The following is a 16,088-nucleotide window of genomic DNA, read 5'->3' on the forward strand; positions in this document are numbered from 1 at the left end:
TAGTTGTTGTGTGCCCTGACAGGGGCCGGATCAGCTATGGGAATACATCGGCAGCCCTGGCGCAGTGGTGCGAACCTGCAGAATGCTGCCGGTTTCGGATTCGGTGATGTACAAGGTCTGCCCATCGGCGCCGCCGAAGGCCAGGTTGGTGTTGCTGATGCCGGCGCAGGAGACGATGCGCTGCAGTGGCTCAGCGACTTTCGACAGCTTCCATACCGAGCCGAAACCGGTATGGGCGATGTACAAGTTGCTCTGCGCATCGAGGGCCAGGCCGTCGGGCCCGCCCAGCCCGCCATGCAGCTGGGCGAAAACGCCGACCTTGCCGACGATCGAGCCATTGCCCAGCGGGATGCGCCAGATCTGCTGGGCGCGGGTCACTGCCACCAGTAGGTGATTGAGGTGCGGGTCGTAAACGATGCCATTGGGGCTGGGGATGGTACCCAGCAGGCAGGTCAGGTTACCGGCGGCGTCGAGCTTGTAGACACGGCCGCTGGCATCCTGCAGGCCGGTCTGGCCCTGGTCGGTGAAATACAAGTCGCCATTGGGCGCGAAAACCAGGTCGTTGACGCCTTTGAAACCTTCCGAGCCGGCCGAGTCGAGTAACGCTTCGATGGCGCCGGTCTGTGGGTCGAGCAGCATGATCCCGCGCTTGTAGTCGGTGATGAAGATGCGCCCGTCCTGGTGAATCTTCAGGCCGTTCGGCCAGCCATCGTACTGGCACACCAGTTCCCATTCGCCCTGAGGCGAGATGCGGAAGATGCGCCCGTAGGGGATGTCCGTTACGTACAGGCGGCCTTGGCGATCAAGCGAAGGGCCCTCGAGGAACGAATCGATGGCGCGGCCTTGGCGATTGGCATTGGCCCAGGCCGTCGGGCGCGGGTCGCGAAAATGCTCGGGCAGGCGGGTGAAAACCGTGGTTTCGACGATAGGCGGGGCAGCAAAGAAGCTCATGGGTGCTCCTGTAGGGCCAGGGGACGCCAGGGCGTCCGATTGTTTCTATTGTTTTAATGCAACGTCGTTGCGAAATAAACCACAATCGGACGAGGGCGTGAAGCGAATTTTACGCGCATTCCTTAATTTATGCGCTGAATGGCGGCACCTATTGACGATGCGGAGGTAATATGACTCCATAAAAAGAAATGATGTTTCAAAATAATAATAGCGATCCCTTGGAGTCTGTTTCTTGAAATCCTTCCCTTCAATCTGCCGCATTGCACTGGCAACTGGCGGCAGTGTCATAGGCCTGTCTGCCCAAGCCGACCTGATCAGTGACAGCCACGCGAATCTTTCGATGCGCAATTTCTACTTCCACAGCGATAACCGTGACGGCACGGCCCAGCCCTCCAAAACCGAGGAGTGGGCGCAAGGCTTTCTGCTGGACGTGCGCTCCGGCTATTCCGAGGGTGCAGTTGGCTTTGGCGTGGACGCCACGGCCACGCTGGGCCTGACGCTGGACAGCGGCAGGGGGCGGCATCAGGGCGGCAGCATGATTCCGTCCGATGGCGATGGTGCCGCTGACCACTGGAGCAGCGCCGGTGTCACCGCCAAGATGAAAATGAGTCAGACCGAGCTGCGAGTGGGGCAACTGATGCCCAAGCTGCCGGTGCTGGTGGCCTCTGATGGCAGGTTGCTACCGCAGAGCTTTCAAGGTGTGCAGCTGCAATCGAAGGACATCGATCACTTCACGCTGATCGGCGGCGCGCTCAATCGCGCCAGGGGCCGGGCTTCGACCGACCTCACGGGCATGGCCGTAAGCGGCGGCACGCAGGAGAGTGACCGTTTCAACTTTGTCGGTGCTGACTATCGCGCCACCGATTCGCTGCTGATGCAGTATTACGCCGGTCAGCTCGAAGACTATTACCTGCAACAGTTCGCCGGTCTCAATCACACACTGGTGTTGACTGATGACAGCTCGTTGACGACTGACCTGCGCTATTTCCGCACCCGTTCGGATGGCGCCAACGGCAGTGCTTCGGGGCGTAGCCAGGGATACACCGTCGGTGGTTACACCAGTGGCAGCGATGGCGAAATCAATAATGACCTATGGAGTGCGGCGTTAACCTATCGCCTGCGAGGCCATTCGCTGACCCTGGGTTATCAGAGCGTTTCCGACGATAGCAACTTCGTGCAGATCAACCAGGGTTCGATCGACAAGGGTGCTGGCGGCAGCAGCCTGTATCTGTGGACCGACAAGATGCTGCTCAGCTTCACGCGGGCCGGTGAGCGTACCGGGTTTGCCCAGTACGGCTACGACTTCACTGCCATGGGCATACCGGGGCTGAAGGCTTCGGTGATGTATTTGAAAGGCGACCATATCCAGACCGTTGGCGGCGCCGAACAGTCGGAATGGGAGCGCGATTTCTCGCTGGACTACGTGATCCAGGGCGGCACTTTCAAGGGGCTTGGCGTGGCCTGGCGCAACGGCGAGTCGCACAGCGAGGCAGCGCGCAATGGCGACCAGAACCGTCTGATCATCAACTACACCCTGCCGCTGTTCTGAGCTGGTCCAGTGACCGGAGTTGCCCAGCATGTTGCACCATGCCCATCACTGCGGGTCAGGTGTACTGCCTGATTCGGTGGCGACCCTCAGGAGCGAACGTACAGCGCCAGAACGCCAGTGGCCGGGGCATTTTTACCTGGCCACAGTAAATGCGACGTTGGCGGAGGCCGACCGTTGTCGGATAATGGGATTTTTCTGCCCTCGTGCTGAATGGAGGGCCTCAATCGTGTGAGGTTTTGCAAATGGTGAAAGCGCGGCCGCGTCCAGCGGTGAATGGTGTGGCATCGGCAGACCGTGTTTTGACCGTATTGACCGCTTTTCGGATAGGCGATTCTGCGCTGAGCCTGGTCGAGCTGGTTGAGCGTACCGGGCTCATCAAGAGCACCATCATGCGTTTGATGGTGTCTCTGGAAAACCATGGGTTCATTACGCGTATGGCCGATGGACGCTATCAGCTGGCCAGTGAAGTGATGCGTTTGAACGCTGTGTATCAGGAGACACTCGACCTCGAACGGCACGTGATGCCACGTTTGCATCACCTGGCTGAACAGTCGGGTGAAACGGCGTCCTTCTATGTGCGTCACGGTGCGTATCGGATGTGTCAGTACCGGGTCAATTCCTCGCACTCACTGCGCCTGAACCTGCAACCTGGTGACATGCGCCCGATGGACGAAGCAGCGGGGGCGCAGGCTTTGCGCGCGCCCTATCAGATCGGCATTGCCTTGCACAAACCCTACTACTCCAAAGGCGCAACCGACCCGCATGCTGCTTCGATGGCTCTGCCCATCTACGGTGCGCAGCACGAGTTGATGGGCGCCCTTGTCATTTCAGGGCCTGCGAGTCGTTTGACGGAACAATATGCCGAAAGCCTCAGGCAGATGTTTTTTGAGGCGGCACGTGATCTGATGCGCAGCTTGGGCTTCAAGCCTGCGAACCTGGAGCCCGAATCGGTCCAGTAGACAGGCGGCGTGGATGGCAGGGTTCATGCTTCCTGAGGACGGCTCCCCGCAGCAAATTGTCGCCGATCATAAGTTACAAAAAACGGGGCATGCCATTGCTGGCATGCCCCGTTTTTCATACCGCTCAAGCGCCTCAGGCGACTTTGACGATCCAGCCTGCCGGTGCTTCAACGTCACCGCTCTGGATACCGGTCAGCTCGTTGTAGAGCTTCTGGGTAACCGGGCCGACCTTTTCCAGGTCGTGGAACACGTGCAGCTTGCCGTTGTACTCGATACCGCCGATCGGGGTGATCACCGCCGCAGTACCGCAAGCGCCGGCTTCAATGAAGCGGTCCAGCTTGTTGATTTCGACATCACCTTCGATCACGGTCAGGCCCAGACGCGATTGTGCCAGCTCCATCAGCGACAGGCGGGTGATGCCTGGCAGCACCGAGGCCGATTTCGGGGTCACGAACTCGTTGTTGGCGGTGATGCCGAAGAAGTTGGCCGAACCGACTTCTTCGATCTTGGTGTGGGTCAGCGGGTCGAGGTAGATGGCGTCGGCGAAGTTGGCCTTCTTGGCTTCAGCGCCTGGCTGCAGGCTGGCGGCGTAGTTGCCACCGACCTTGGCCGCACCGGTGCCTTGTGGGGCGGCGCGGTCGAAGCTGGAGATCTGGAAGTTGTGCGGCTTCATGCCGCCCTTGAAGTACGAGCCAACCGGGATGGCGAATACCGAGAAGATGAACTCGGGGGCGGTGCGCACGCCAATGTTGTCACCGGTGCCGATCACGAACGGGCGCAGGTAGAGGGCGCCTTTGCCGTGCGGTGGCACGAACTTTTCGTTGGCCTTGACCACTTGCTTGCACGCTTCGATGAACACATCGGTGGGCACGTGCGGCATCAGCAGGCGGGCGCAGCTGCGCTGCATGCGGGCGGCGTTCTGGTCCGGGCGGAACAGGTTGATCGAGCCGTCCTTGCAACGGTAGGCCTTCAGGCCCTCGAAGCACTGCTGGCCATAGTGCAGGGCAGTAGAGCCCTCACTGATGTGCAGTACGTTGTCTTCGGTCAGGGTGCCTTTGTCCCACTCGCCATTGCGCCATACGGACAGGTAGCGTTTGTCGGTCTTGATGTAGTCGAAACCCAGCTTGTCCCAATTAATGCTTTCGTTGCTCATGACACCCTCATTGTCTTGCAAGTGCCCGATCGCTCGGGCTGCTGTTATATGCGCACCACGCCACCATAATACATCCGTGGCAGATCGGGAACGGCCAGTCACGAATTGATAGCCTGCGATGCATTTTTTCGGTATCTACAACTGCAGGTACTCATCCAGCGCCAGGTTTTGCAGCAGTACTGCATCATGGGATGCCACCATGAGCGCCCCGCCGAACTGCCCGAGCATGCGCTCCAGTGCGGCCAGTGACGGCAGGTCCAGGTGGTTACCGGGTTCGTCCAGCAGTAACAGGTCGAGCGGCCGTTCGCGGTACAACACGGCGGCCAGTGCCGCCTTCATCCGTTCTCCGCCGCTGAGCAGGCTGCTGGGCAGTTCGATACGGGCCGCATCCAGCCCAAGCTGCGCCAGGCGGCTGCGTAATTCACCCTGGGCCATTGCCGGGTTGGCCCTGCCCAGGTGGTCGAGCACACTGCTGTGGCCGCATAGCGTGCTGCAATGCTGGTCGAGCAGGGCCGTCTCGCCCGTGAGGCGCACGTTGTCAGGCGATGCCGGTAATTCCCCGTTCAGCAGCCTGAGCAGGGTGGACTTGCCGCTGCCATTGGCCCCGACCAAACCCACCCGCTGGCCCAGGCATACGCGCAGGTCGAGCGGTTTGCGGGTGCCACGGGGCAGGCGAAGCGCCTGGAGGGCCAGCACTTCGCGGCCTGCATGGCGCTGAGGTGTGGGGGCATGCAAGGTAATGGCGGTGTCCTGCTCGACCTTGCGCGCGGCATCGCGGACTTGATCATGCAGGGCCTGCCGGGCTTCGCCGTGGTCGCGGCGCTGCTTGCCCGCCGTGGCCTGGCTGCGCTCGTGCTGGCGATCGACCAGAATTTTGGCCTGATTGGCGTGCCTGGCCTGGCGCCCGGCCCGGGCCTGATGGCGCTCCAGGTCTTCGCGCTGGCGTTGCAGTTCACGGGCCTGGCGTTGCTGCGCCTGCTTCAATCGGGCGAGTTGCTGCTGGGCCTGGGTCGTCTGGCTGGCCTTTTGCTCTGTATAGAAGCTGTAATTGCCGCCATAGGCCTGCAACCCCAGGCCGGACAGCTCGACGATACGCACCATGTGCGCCAGCAGGCTGCGGTCGTGGCTGATCACCAGCAGGCCCCGGTCCCAGGCTTCGATCATGCCCAGCAGCTGGGCGCGGGCTTCGCTGTCCAGGTGATTGCTGGGTTCGTCGAGAATCAGGTAGTCGGCATTGCTCAGCCACGCGCCAATCAGCGCCACGCGCATGGCCTGGCCACCGCTCAGGCTGTTGGCGGGCTGGTGCCAGCCGAGTTGGCCCAGACCGTGGCGCTGCAGGTGCGCCTGCAATTGCTCGCGGATATCCCAGCGCTCGCCAACGGTGTCGAAATCCTGGGGGGCGATGCCGCCTTGCTCGATACGCTCCAGCGCTGCGAAAAGCGTGCCGGCCTGGGCCAGGTCGGCAACCGTGGCGCTCTGTTCGATCACCTGCTGGTTCAGCAGGTGAATACGGCCAAGGCGTCGACAATGGCCGCTGCTCGGTTCGCGCTGGCCGGCCAGAATCTGACCGAGCAAACTCTTGCCCACACCATTGCGCCCGACCAGGCCAGTGCGGCGGCGATCAAAGGTTTCGTTGAGGTCGGTAAACAGCTGCCTGCCATCAGGCAAGGTCAGGGAGACGCTGTCCAGCGTCAGGATTGACGTGTTCGTCATGCACAACTCCACAAATGCCGCGACATCTCCGGAGCGAACCGGAGGCTGAAGACTGGCCGTCGAAGGGGACGGCGGCATCAGTGGCGCATTGAACGAACACCTCGTAGCAGGGGAACGTGAAGCCTAACGGACTGGCAGGGGCGGGTAAAGCACCGCCCGCCAGCTGGCTTCAGCGCTGCTTCTGCAAGCGCGTGGCCCAGTCGCCACCTTGGCCGTGTGCGCAGGCCTCTTCACTGTCGAAACGCACATGCCAAGCCGGGTGGTCTAGCGGGATGCCGGCCTGCTCCAACGCCTGGCTGGTCAGTGCCAGCATGCGCGCCTTCGCCTGGCCTGCCACGGCAGCGGTTTTGTCGGCCTCTTGCTCGAACACCCATGTAATGCGCAGGCTGCCCGGAAAATCCTCGGGGTCGAGCCGGTGGGTAAGCCAGCTGAAACCGACGATTTCCGCCTTGGCGGTTTCGCAGGCTTCGGTCAGGCACGCCACCAGTTCCCGCTCCAGCCGGGCCATATCGCGCTTGCCCAACGCTTTCAAGGGTTGGCCTCGTCATCGATCTGCTGGCAAAAGCGCAGGCGGTTGCCAAACGGGTCATACACCTGCATCTGCAGGCCCCGGTCCACGCTGAAACCGAGGAAATCGAGGTAGAACGCCTTGGCCTTGTCGACCGAGAAGATGCGCAGTACCGGTATGGCGGGGGCGAGCTGCATGGGGCGTCCTTGACCGTGGATGAAGGCGCCACTGTAACGCACTTGGGTGCCTTGTGGTCAGCCAGCGCTGCGCAACGGTTGACCACCCGCCAACCACTGCGTAGCCTTGCCACTTCGAGGTTCTTCGGCCACGCCGAAGCTAAGACGGGAACGCGGTACAAGCCGCGGCTGCCCCCGCAACTGTAAGCACCGATAACGGATCGACACAGCCACTGCGCCCGCGCGCGGGAAGGCGTCATCCCGCCACCGCCTGCTGTTTGTCAGGCCTATGGAACGGTGCGAGCCAGGAGACCTGCCTCGTCACGTTTTCGACTTTAAACCGGGCGGGGTGATCCGGTGGCGAACAAGCCCGGCCGGCCTGGCCCGTGGCTGTCGTCCTGCATGCCCGCGCCACACTGCCAAGGGCACTGCGACATGAAAACACTGGCCAAGCTCCCCGTCACCATCGTCACCGGCTTCCTCGGCTCGGGCAAGACCACCTTGCTGCGCCACATGCTCGACAACGCCCAGGGCCGTCGCATTGCGGTCATCGTCAACGAATTCGGCGAACTGGGGATCGACGGCGAAATCCTCAAGCAGTGCAGCATCGGCTGCACCGAAGAAGAAGCCAGTGGCCGTGTCTACGAGTTGGCCAACGGCTGCCTGTGCTGCACCGTGCAGGAAGAATTCTTCCCGGTGATGCGCGAGCTGGTGGCACGCCGTGGCGACCTGGACCACATCCTGATCGAAACCAGCGGCCTGGCCCTGCCCAAACCGCTGGTGCAAGCCTTCCAGTGGCCGGAAATCCGCAATGCCTGCACCGTCGATGCGGTCATCACCGTAGTCGACAGCCCGGCCGTGGCGGCCGGTACTTTCGCTGCCTACCCGGACCAGGTCGATGCCCAGCGCAAGCTCGACCCTAACCTGGACCACGAATCGCCCCTGCACGAACTGTTCGCCGACCAACTGGCCAGCGCCGACCTGGTGGTACTGAACAAGGCTGACCTGATCGATGCCGAAGGCCTGGCCAAGGTCCGTGCCGAAGTGGCCGAAGAGCTTCCGCCAGCCGTCAAGGTGATCGAAGCCAGCAGCGGCAAGCTGCCGCTGGAGGTGCTGCTGGGCGTGGGCGCCGAGTCCGAGGCGCACATCGATGGCCGCCGTACCCACCATGACTCGCACCACGACGGTGACGACCATGATGATCATGACCACGATGCCTTCGACTCCATCTCCATCGACCTGCCAGAAGCCGACGAAAGCCTGTTGCTCGATGCCCTGACCCAGCTGGTGGTGGAGTTCGGCATCCTGCGCGCCAAAGGCTTCGCCGCCATCCCGGGCAAGCCGATGCGCCTGCTGGTGCAAGGCGTGGGTACCCGTTTCGACAAACACTTCGACCGCGCCTGGCGTGCTGACGAGCCGCGCATTACCCGCTTGGTGCTGATTGGCCAGGACCTTGACGCTGCCCAGCTGGAAGCGCGCCTGCGCCAGGCCCTGGGCGCCTGACCCATGCACCTGCTGCGGACCCAGCCCGGCGGCTTCGTGCCGGATGACAGCATTGCCGACCTCGGCCAGACCCCCGCCGAGCTGGTGATTCTCTGCAGCGGCGATTCGCACCTGGCACTGCTCGCCGATACCGCCGAGCAATTGCCAGACGACTTCCCCAGCCTGCGTCTGGCCAACCCGATGCAGGTGCAAAACCACGCGTCGGTCGACCTGTATATCGACCAGGTGCTGCGCCATGCCAAAGTCATCCTGGTGTCGCTGCACGGCGGTGTCGGTTACTGGCGCTATGGCGTCGAGCAACTGGTCGAGCTGGCCGCCCGTGGCGTGCAGCTGATTATGGTGCCGGGCGATGACCGACCGGACCCGGAGCTGACCTCCCTGGGTACTGTCGGTGGCGAGCAGGCCGAGCGCCTCTGGCACTACTTGCGCCAAGGCGGCAAGGCCAACGCCATCAACCTGTTCAACTGCCTGGCCAGCCAGTGGCTGGGCCGTGACTATGCCTGGGAGGAGCCGCAGCCCTTGCCGCGCACGGCGGTGTATCACCCGGCCAAGGGCAGCACCACGCTGGAAGACTGGTACCCGCATTGGCACCCCGAGCACCCGGTAGCGCCGCTGCTGTTTTATCGCTCGCACTTGCAGGCGGCCAACACCGCATTCATCGACGTGTTCTGCCAGCGCCTGCAGGCTGCCGGGCTGAACCCGTTACCGATCGCGGTGGCCAGCCTCAAGGAAAGCGCCTGCCTGGAGCAGGTCGAAGCCTGGCTGGACGAGGTCGGCGCCGAAGTGCTGGTCAATACCACAGGCTTTGCCCTGTCCAGCCCCGAACGCCCCAACCTGCGCCCGTTCAGCCGCGACATCCCGGTATTGCAGGCCATCTGCGCACAGGACAACCAGCCTGGCTGGGAAGCCAGCGAACAGGGGCTGGGCGCGCGCGATCTGGCCATGCACATTGCCTTGCCTGAGCTGGACGGGCGCATTATCACCCGGCCGGTCAGTTTCAAGGACATGGCCTGGCGCAGCGAGCGCAGCCAGTCCGATGTGGTGTGCTACCGCGCCCACCCCGAACGCATGGACTTCGTTGCCGAGCTGGCCCGCCGCTGGGTTGAACTGGCGCGCCTGCCCAATGCGCAGAAGCGCGTGGCCCTGGTGCTGGCCAACTACCCAACCCGCGATGGTCGCATTGGCAATGGCGTCGGCCTGGACACTCCTGCCGCTGCCTTGAACATTCTCAAGGCACTGCAGGCCGAGGGCTATCCGCTGGCCGAATTGCCGGGCAGCGGCACACAACTGATCCACCAACTGCTTGGCGGCGTAACCAACGACCTCGACCACCTGGACCTGCGCCCCTGCGCCCAAAGTCTGAGCCTGGCCGACTACCAGGCCGCCTTCGAGCGCCTGCCCGACGCCAACCGCCAGGCCGTGCTGGACCGCTGGGGGCCGCCCGAGCAGGACCCGATGTACCGCAGCGGACGGCTGATGGTGGCCGGCCTGCGTTATGGCCTGACCTTTGTCGGCATTCAGCCGGCCCGGGGCTACCAGGTAGACCCGAGCGCGGTCTACCACGACCCCGACCTGGTGCCGCCGCATGGCTACCTGGCGTTTCACTTCTGGCTACGCCATGCCTTTGCGGCCGATGCAGTGATCCACGTCGGCAAGCACGGCAACCTCGAATGGCTGCCCGGCAAGGGCGTCGGCTTGTCGGCGCAGTGCTGGCCAGACGCCTTGCTCGGCCCGCTGCCGAACATCTACCCGTTCATCGTCAATGACCCTGGCGAGGGCGCCCAGGCCAAACGCCGTACCCAGGCGGTGATCATCGACCACCTGATGCCGCCGCTGACCCGCGCCGAGACCTATGGCCCGTTGCGCCACCTGGAACAGCTGGCCGACGAGTTCTATGAAGCGCAGATGCTCGACCCACGGCGTGCCCGCGAGTTGCAGCGCGACATCCTGGAGTTGGTCAAGGCCAACCACATCGACCGCGAGCTGCAGCTGGAAGGGCAGCTGGACGATGCCGCCATATGGCTGCCGCGCCTGGACACCTACCTGTGCGATCTGAAGGAATCGCAGATTCGCGATGGCCTGCACGTGTTCGGCCAGTCGCCCGAAGGCCGCTTGCGGCTGGATACCCTGTTGGCGCTGTTGCGGGTTGAACGGGGCGACGGGCGCGGCGGCAATGCCAGCTTGTTGCGTGCCCTGGCCAAGGCCTTGGTGCCGGGCTTCGATCCGCTCGATTGTGAGCTTGGGCAGCCTTGGCAGGGCGCACGCCCAGCGCAATTGCAGGCCATGAGCAGCGAACCGTGGCGCACCTGTGGAGATACCCGCGAGCGCCTTGAGCTGTTGGCACTTCAGGTGATCGGTCAGGCCTTGGCCGGCACGGTGCCGCTACCCGAGCAGAACGAATGGCAGCCTGTGCACGATGTGGTGCAGGCCTTGCGCGAAGCGGTAGCGCCTAGCCTGGACGCGTGCGGTGCAGCCGAAATGAATGGCCTGCTGGCAGCGCTGGCCGGGCGCTTCGTGCCCGCAGGCCCCAGCGGTGCGCCGAGCCGTGGGCGCCTCGACGTGCTGCCCACCGGCCGCAACTTCTACACCGTGGACGTGCGCAACCTGCCCACTACCACGGCCTGGCGCCTGGGCTTCGCCTCGGCCAACCTGATCCTTGAGCGGCACCTGCAGGACCACGGCGACCACCTGCGCCAGCTCGGCCTGTCGGTGTGGGGCACGGCGACCATGCGCACGGGCGGCGACGACATCGCCCAGGCCATGGCATTGATGGGCGTGCGGCCGGTGTGGGCCACTGGCAGCCAGCGTGTCGACGACTTCGAAATCCTGCCGTTGAGCCTGCTCGACCGCCCTCGGGTGGATGTGACGTTGCGCGTTTCGGGCTTTTTCCGCGATGCCTTCGGTAACCTTATCCGCCTGTTCGATGCGGCGGTGCAGGCCGTCGCTGCGCTGGATGAACCCGACGACCTCAACCCTTTGGCCGCCCGTGTACGCAGCGAGCGTGCCACGCTGCAAGCGCAAGGCGTGGACGCCGAGCAGGCTTCGCGCCAGGCGGGCTGGCGGGTGTTCGGGGCAAAGCCTGGCGCCTACGGCGCCGGAGTGCAGAACGCCATCGACGGGCGCCTGTGGCACAGCCGCGACGACCTGGCCGAGGTGTACCTCAACCACGGCGGTTACGCTTACGGCGCCCGTGACGAAGGCACCCCGGCCCGCGCCCAGTTCGCCCAGCGTCTGGCCAAGGTGCAGGCGGTGCTGCAGAACCAGGACAACCACGAGCACGATTTGCTCGACTCCAACGATTACTACCAGTTTCAGGGCGGCATGCTGGCCGCATCGGAAACCCTGTCCGGTGCTACCGTGGCCAGCTACCACGGCGACCACAGCCAGGCCGACCGGCCGCGCATCCGTACCCTCAAGGAAGAGTTGAACCGGGTTATCCGCGCCCGTGCGCTGAACGCCAAGTGGATCGACGGGGTGAAGCGCCACGGTTACAAAGGCGCCTTCGAGATGGCGGCGACGGTCGACAACCTGTTCGCCTTCGACGCCACCACGCACCTGATCGACGACCATCATTACCAGGGGCTCGCCGATGCCTACGTGCTCGACCCGGCGACCCGCGACTTCATGCGCGAGCACAACCCCGAGGCCCTGCGCGACCTGACCGAGCGCCTGCTGGAGGCCCAGCAGCGCGGGCTGTGGCAGGCACCAGGCGACTACCGAGAGGCCCTTGAGGCGCAATTGCTCGACGGCGAGGAACAGGCTTGAAATGAGTGAACCCGTACAATTTCCGCTGGCCGCGGTGGTCGGTGCCGACGACCTGAAGCTGGCGCTGTGCCTGACGGCCATCGACCCGAAAATCGGCGGTGTGCTGATCGAAGGGCCGCGCGGCATGGCCAAGAGTACGCTGGCCCGTGGCCTGGCCGACCTGCTGGGCGAGGGGCCATTCGTCACCCTGCCGCTGGGTGCCAGCGAGGAACGGCTGGTCGGCACCCTGGACCTGAGCGCGGCGCTGGGGCAGGGCAAGGCGCAGTTCTCCCCGGGCGTGCTGGCCCAGGCTGACGGTGGCGTGCTGTATGTCGATGAGGTCAACCTGCTGCCCGACACCCTGGTCGACCTGTTGCTCGACGTGGCGGCCAGTGGCACCAACCGTATCGAGCGTGACGGCATCTCGCACCGGCACAGTGCCCGTTTCGTACTGATCGGCACCATGAACCCGGAGGAAGGCGAGCTGCGCCCGCAACTGCTCGACCGTTTTGGCCTCAACGTGGCCCTGGAAGGTTCGCCCGAGCCTGAGGCGCGTCAGCAGATCATTCGGCGTCGTCTGGCCTTCGACAGCGACCCGTACGCCTTCTGTGCCCACTGGGCTGCGGCCCAGGCGCAGTTGCGCGAACGCTGCCAGGCGGCGCGCCGGGCCTTGACCGGCATAGCGCTGGACGACCAGGCGCTGTCGTGGATCACCGAGCGCTGCTATGCCGCTGGCGTCGACGGCCTGCGCGCCGACCTGGTGTGGCTGCGCGCTGCACGCGCCCACTGCGCCTGGCGCGGGGGGGCGGCTATTGAAGAAGCAGATGTCGACGCGGTGGCCGAGTTTGCCTTGCGCCATCGTCGCCAAGTGGCGCCCCAGGCCCCTGCGCCGTCGGCACCGCCGCAGCCCGATCAGCCGGGTGCCAGTCACCCTGGCGAACAGGGCGGGCAGGGTGACTGGGGGGCGTTGCCGGCGCAGCCGGTGGCCAGCGGTGCCCGCCGCGAGGTGCCGAACTGGGCAAAAAAGCCCTGAGCATTCGCCAGCCACCTGCCAAAGGGGCGGATGCCAGACCTGGCGCGGGCAAGCAGGGCGGGGCCAGCCGTGGCCGGGCACGCAGTGCGGCGACCGGTCGGGTGGCCTGGCTGCCGACTTTGCTCAAGGGGCGGCCACGGTTGCTCCAGGACCTGTGCTGGCAGCAGCGCCAAGCCAGGCCCGCAGAGCTATGGCTGGTGATTGTCGATGCCTCGGCCTCCACCCGTCGTCATCAGGCGCTGGCGCAAACCAAAGGGCTGCTGGCAGCCCTGTTCGACCAGGCTTACCGCCAGCGCGCCCGGTTGGCCCTGCTCACCGCCAGCGGGCAAACGCCACAATGGCAACGCCACGGCCTGAAGGCCTCGGCGGCCTTGCAGCCCTGGCTGCAAGCCTTGGGTGCCGGTGGCGGTACGCCGCTGATCGCCGCGTTGGAACAGGCTCGGCACTGGCTTCTGGCGCGCCAGCGCGCCCATCCGACTGAAGCCATGCGCTGCCTGGTCTTTACCGACGGTCGCCTGCAGCACTGCAACGCCGTGCAGCCCATGCCTTGTGCAACGTTATTGGTGGATATGGAACTTGCCCCCGTTCGTCTTGGGCGCGCACAGCGTCTGGCTGAGCAATTGCAGGCCGATTACCAGCACTTGCAGCACTTCAAAATCTTGGACTGATTGGCGCGACACTATGTCGCCATAGAAAAAGTTGCCAGAACAGCAACTTTGCATGCAATCAAGTGCGTGACGTTGCACGCACTTGAATTGCCTGGCGTTATTACTTCGGCATCGACCACGGTTGCAGGTCGTACCCTTTTTCGCACAGTTCGGCGCGCACTTCCTCGATCAGGCTGGCCCATTGGGCCGGGTCGGAATAGATGCGCGAAGACACTTGTTTGCTGCCGATGCGGGTGCTGGTCCGGTCGATCACTGCCAGGCTCAGTTCACCAGTACCGTTGGGTGCATCCCAGGCTACGCACTGGAAAGGTTCGAAGGCGTGGTCGGCAATCAGCAGTGCTTCGTTGACACGGAGCGGGGCATTCATGGTTCGGTCTCTCTATGGTCCCAAACAGCGAAGTTAAGTCCGCGTTGCTTCAAAGTCGCCTCAATCATCGCGAAGTGCAGCGCGGGGTTATGTGTACTGATGCTCGTTGTCCGGGGGCAAGTCACACAATGGATGTAAAATTTTTTGTCAGGGCCGAATCCGTTCTTGCCTGCGCCGCCATGTGATGTCGATAAAACGCGAAAATTCCCGTGATGCTTTGTAAAAAAATGCGTCGGCAGACAGACGGTACTGGGAACCGTCAACTTCGTTGCTACTGTTAAACGGGCGCCACAACTTGCTGTTTTACTTCATAAAACCAAAAACTGGCGCCAAGGATCGGTTATGCAACAGCTTGCCGCCCAACGCCGTTTGCTTATCGTCGACCCCTGCGACGACTGCCACCGATTGTTACCGGGCCTGCGCAGCGCAGGCTGGGATGTAGACACCTGCGTGCTCGGCGGGGCGCTGGACCACCCTTGTGATGTAGGCCTGCTGCGCTTGCAGGCTTCGCACCTCAGGCACCCTGATGCAGTCAAGGACATGATCAAACGCAGCAATACCGAATGGATTGCCGTGCTCAGTGCCGAACAACTGCGCATGCCTGCCGTCGGCGATTTTGTCTGTGAATGGTTCTTCGACTTCCACACCCTGCCATTCGACGTCTCCCGCGTACAGGTCACCCTTGGCCGGGCGTTCGGCATGGCGCGCTTGCGTGGCAAAGGGGCGGTGAAGGTGGATGAAGCCACCCACGAACTGCTCGGTGAAAGCCGGCCCATCCGTGAGTTGCGCAAGTTGCTGGGCAAACTGGCGCCCACCGAGTCGCCGGTGCTGATCCGAGGCGAAAGCGGTACCGGCAAGGAGCTGGTGGCGCGCACCCTGCACCGCCAGTCGCAACGCAGCGAGCAGCCCTTCGTTGCCATCAACTGCGGGGCTATTCCCGAGCACCTGATCCAGTCCGAACTGTTCGGCCATGAGAAGGGCGCCTTCACCGGTGCGCACCAGCGCAAGGCCGGGCGCATCGAAGCGGCCCATGGGGGCACGTTGTTTCTTGATGAAATCGGTGACTTGCCGTTGGAGTTGCAGGCCAACCTGCTGCGCTTTCTGCAGGAAAAGCACATTGAGCGGGTGGGCGGTAGCCAGCCAATCCCGGTGGATGTGCGTGTGCTAGCCGCCACCCACGTGGACCTGGAACGGGCCATCGAGCAAGGGCGATTTCGCGAAGACCTGTATTACCGCCTGAATGTGTTGCAGGTAGTGACCGCGCCGTTGCGCGACCGGCATGGCGACCTCTCGATGCTGGCCAGCCACTTTGCTCATTTCTACAGCCTGGAAACCGGGCGCCGGCCGCGCTCGTTCAGCGACCATGCCTTGGCGGCGATGGGTCGGCATGACTGGCCGGGCAATGTGCGCGAGCTGGCCAACCGCGTGCGCCGTGGCCTGGTGCTGGCCGAAGGGCGGCAGATCGAGGCGCAGGACCTGGGGCTGCAGCTGCTCGACCAGGAGCAACAGCCGCTGGGTACGCTGGAAGAGTACAAGCACCGGGCCGAGCACCAGGCACTGTGCGACGTGCTGAACCGGCACAGTGACAACCTGAGTGTGGCGGCCAAGGTGCTGGGGATTTCACGGCCGACGTTTTACCGGCTGCTGCACAAGCATCAGATTCGCTGATTGGAACCGAGGATTTTGTTGGCTGGCACCGGCTACGCCGGTGTTCGCGGTTTAAGCCGCTCCTACAGGGATTTTCACCGCTTCGAATGCTGTGAT

General features: G+C 63.7%; 13 protein-coding genes and 1 riboswitch. Of the genes, 7 read left to right on the forward strand and 6 right to left on the reverse strand.

Annotated elements, in window-relative coordinates; translation table 11 throughout:
• Positions 1-30: 30 nt before the first annotated feature.
• A complete protein-coding gene (locus D906_RS23695) occupies positions 31-951 on the reverse strand; it encodes an SMP-30/gluconolactonase/LRE family protein (protein WP_019096286.1) in 921 nt (306 codons plus the stop codon).
• A 232-nt stretch (positions 952-1,183) separates the two neighbouring features.
• Here D906_RS23695 and D906_RS23700 point away from each other — a divergent pair, with 232 nt between their 5' ends.
• Both D906_RS23700 and D906_RS23705 read left to right on the forward strand, forming a co-directional pair.
• A complete protein-coding gene (locus tag D906_RS23700) occupies positions 1,184-2,500 on the forward strand; it encodes an OprD family porin (RefSeq protein WP_027614935.1) in 1,317 nt (438 codons plus the stop codon).
• Positions 2,501-2,742: 242 nt separating this feature from the next.
• Entirely contained in the window at positions 2,743-3,459 is a 717-nt protein-coding gene (locus tag D906_RS23705) for an IclR family transcriptional regulator (RefSeq protein WP_019096284.1), read from the forward strand.
• 133 nt (positions 3,460-3,592) lie between these two features.
• Here D906_RS23705 and D906_RS23710 read toward each other — a convergent pair whose 3' ends face one another.
• The 4 genes from D906_RS23710 to D906_RS26670 form a co-directional block, all read right to left on the reverse strand.
• Positions 3,593-4,612: a branched-chain amino acid aminotransferase gene (locus D906_RS23710; RefSeq protein ID WP_012272061.1), complete on the reverse strand. Its 1,020-nt coding sequence runs from the start codon at positions 4,610-4,612 to the stop codon at positions 3,593-3,595.
• 135 nt (positions 4,613-4,747) lie between these two features.
• On the reverse strand, positions 4,748-6,325 hold the full coding sequence (locus tag D906_RS23715; protein ID WP_019096283.1) for an ATP-binding cassette domain-containing protein: 1,578 nt from the start codon (positions 6,323-6,325) through the stop codon (positions 4,748-4,750).
• A gap of 169 nt (positions 6,326-6,494) precedes the next feature.
• Entirely contained in the window at positions 6,495-6,857 is a 363-nt protein-coding gene (locus tag D906_RS23720) for a hypothetical protein (RefSeq protein WP_025752512.1), read from the reverse strand.
• Positions 6,854-7,030, reverse strand: coding sequence for a glyoxalase superfamily protein (locus D906_RS26670; protein ID WP_019096281.1), 177 nt, complete (start codon positions 7,028-7,030; stop codon positions 6,854-6,856). Before D906_RS26670 ends, D906_RS23720 begins: the two co-directional genes overlap by 4 nt.
• Before the next feature lie 100 nt (positions 7,031-7,130).
• A riboswitch (cobalamin riboswitch) is annotated at positions 7,131-7,345 on the forward strand.
• 99 nt (positions 7,346-7,444) lie between these two features.
• On the opposite strand from D906_RS26670, the gene cobW reads away from it, so the two are divergent.
• The 4 genes from cobW (at position 7,445) to D906_RS23740 (ending at position 13,957) form a co-directional block, all read left to right on the forward strand.
• Complete coding sequence (cobW, locus tag D906_RS23725; RefSeq protein ID WP_003247913.1) at positions 7,445-8,512, forward strand: cobalamin biosynthesis protein CobW; 1,068 nt, start codon at positions 7,445-7,447, stop codon at positions 8,510-8,512.
• A 3-nt stretch (positions 8,513-8,515) separates the two neighbouring features.
• A complete protein-coding gene (cobN, locus tag D906_RS23730; RefSeq protein ID WP_027614934.1) occupies positions 8,516-12,277 on the forward strand; it encodes a cobaltochelatase subunit CobN in 3,762 nt (1,253 codons plus the stop codon).
• Between the two features lies 1 nt (position 12,278).
• Entirely contained in the window at positions 12,279-13,289 is a 1,011-nt protein-coding gene (locus D906_RS23735) for an ATP-binding protein (protein WP_025752504.1), read from the forward strand.
• 101 nt (positions 13,290-13,390) lie between these two features.
• On the forward strand, positions 13,391-13,957 hold the full coding sequence (locus tag D906_RS23740; RefSeq protein ID WP_026020434.1) for a VWA domain-containing protein: 567 nt from the start codon (positions 13,391-13,393) through the stop codon (positions 13,955-13,957).
• A 100-nt stretch (positions 13,958-14,057) separates the two neighbouring features.
• On the opposite strand, the gene D906_RS23745 is transcribed toward D906_RS23740, so the two are convergent.
• On the reverse strand, positions 14,058-14,324 hold the full coding sequence (locus D906_RS23745; protein ID WP_013972506.1) for a hypothetical protein: 267 nt from the start codon (positions 14,322-14,324) through the stop codon (positions 14,058-14,060).
• Between the two features lie 342 nt (positions 14,325-14,666).
• Here D906_RS23745 and D906_RS23750 point away from each other — a divergent pair, with 342 nt between their 5' ends.
• On the forward strand, positions 14,667-15,992 hold the full coding sequence (locus D906_RS23750; protein ID WP_019098527.1) for a sigma-54 dependent transcriptional regulator: 1,326 nt from the start codon (positions 14,667-14,669) through the stop codon (positions 15,990-15,992).
• Positions 15,993-16,088: the final 96 nt, after the last annotated feature.

Source organism: Pseudomonas sp. LAIL14HWK12:I1, from assembly GCF_003202095.1.
Taxonomy (GTDB): domain Bacteria; phylum Pseudomonadota; class Gammaproteobacteria; order Pseudomonadales; family Pseudomonadaceae; genus Aquipseudomonas; species Aquipseudomonas monteilii.

Bases quoted from the DNA above. Each gene is read 5' to 3' on its own strand.
- D906_RS23695 (WP_019096286.1), bottom strand. From the start codon at position 951: ATGAGCTTCTTTGCTGCCCCGCCTATCGTCGAAACCACGGTTTTCACC.
- D906_RS23705 (WP_019096284.1), top strand. From the start codon at position 2,743: ATGGTGAAAGCGCGGCCGCGTCCAGCGGTGAATGGTGTGGCATCGGCA.
- D906_RS23710 (WP_012272061.1), bottom strand. From the start codon at position 4,612: ATGAGCAACGAAAGCATTAATTGGGACAAGCTGGGTTTCGACTACATC.
- D906_RS23715 (WP_019096283.1), bottom strand. From the start codon at position 6,325: ATGACGAACACGTCAATCCTGACGCTGGACAGCGTCTCCCTGACCTTG.
- D906_RS26670 (WP_019096281.1), bottom strand. From the start codon at position 7,030: ATGCAGCTCGCCCCCGCCATACCGGTACTGCGCATCTTCTCGGTCGAC.
- cobW (WP_003247913.1), top strand. From the start codon at position 7,445: ATGAAAACACTGGCCAAGCTCCCCGTCACCATCGTCACCGGCTTCCTC.
- cobN (WP_027614934.1), top strand. From the start codon at position 8,516: ATGCACCTGCTGCGGACCCAGCCCGGCGGCTTCGTGCCGGATGACAGC.
- D906_RS23735 (WP_025752504.1), top strand. From the start codon at position 12,279: ATGAGTGAACCCGTACAATTTCCGCTGGCCGCGGTGGTCGGTGCCGAC.
- D906_RS23745 (WP_013972506.1), bottom strand. From the start codon at position 14,324: ATGAATGCCCCGCTCCGTGTCAACGAAGCACTGCTGATTGCCGACCAC.
- D906_RS23750 (WP_019098527.1), top strand. From the start codon at position 14,667: ATGCAACAGCTTGCCGCCCAACGCCGTTTGCTTATCGTCGACCCCTGC.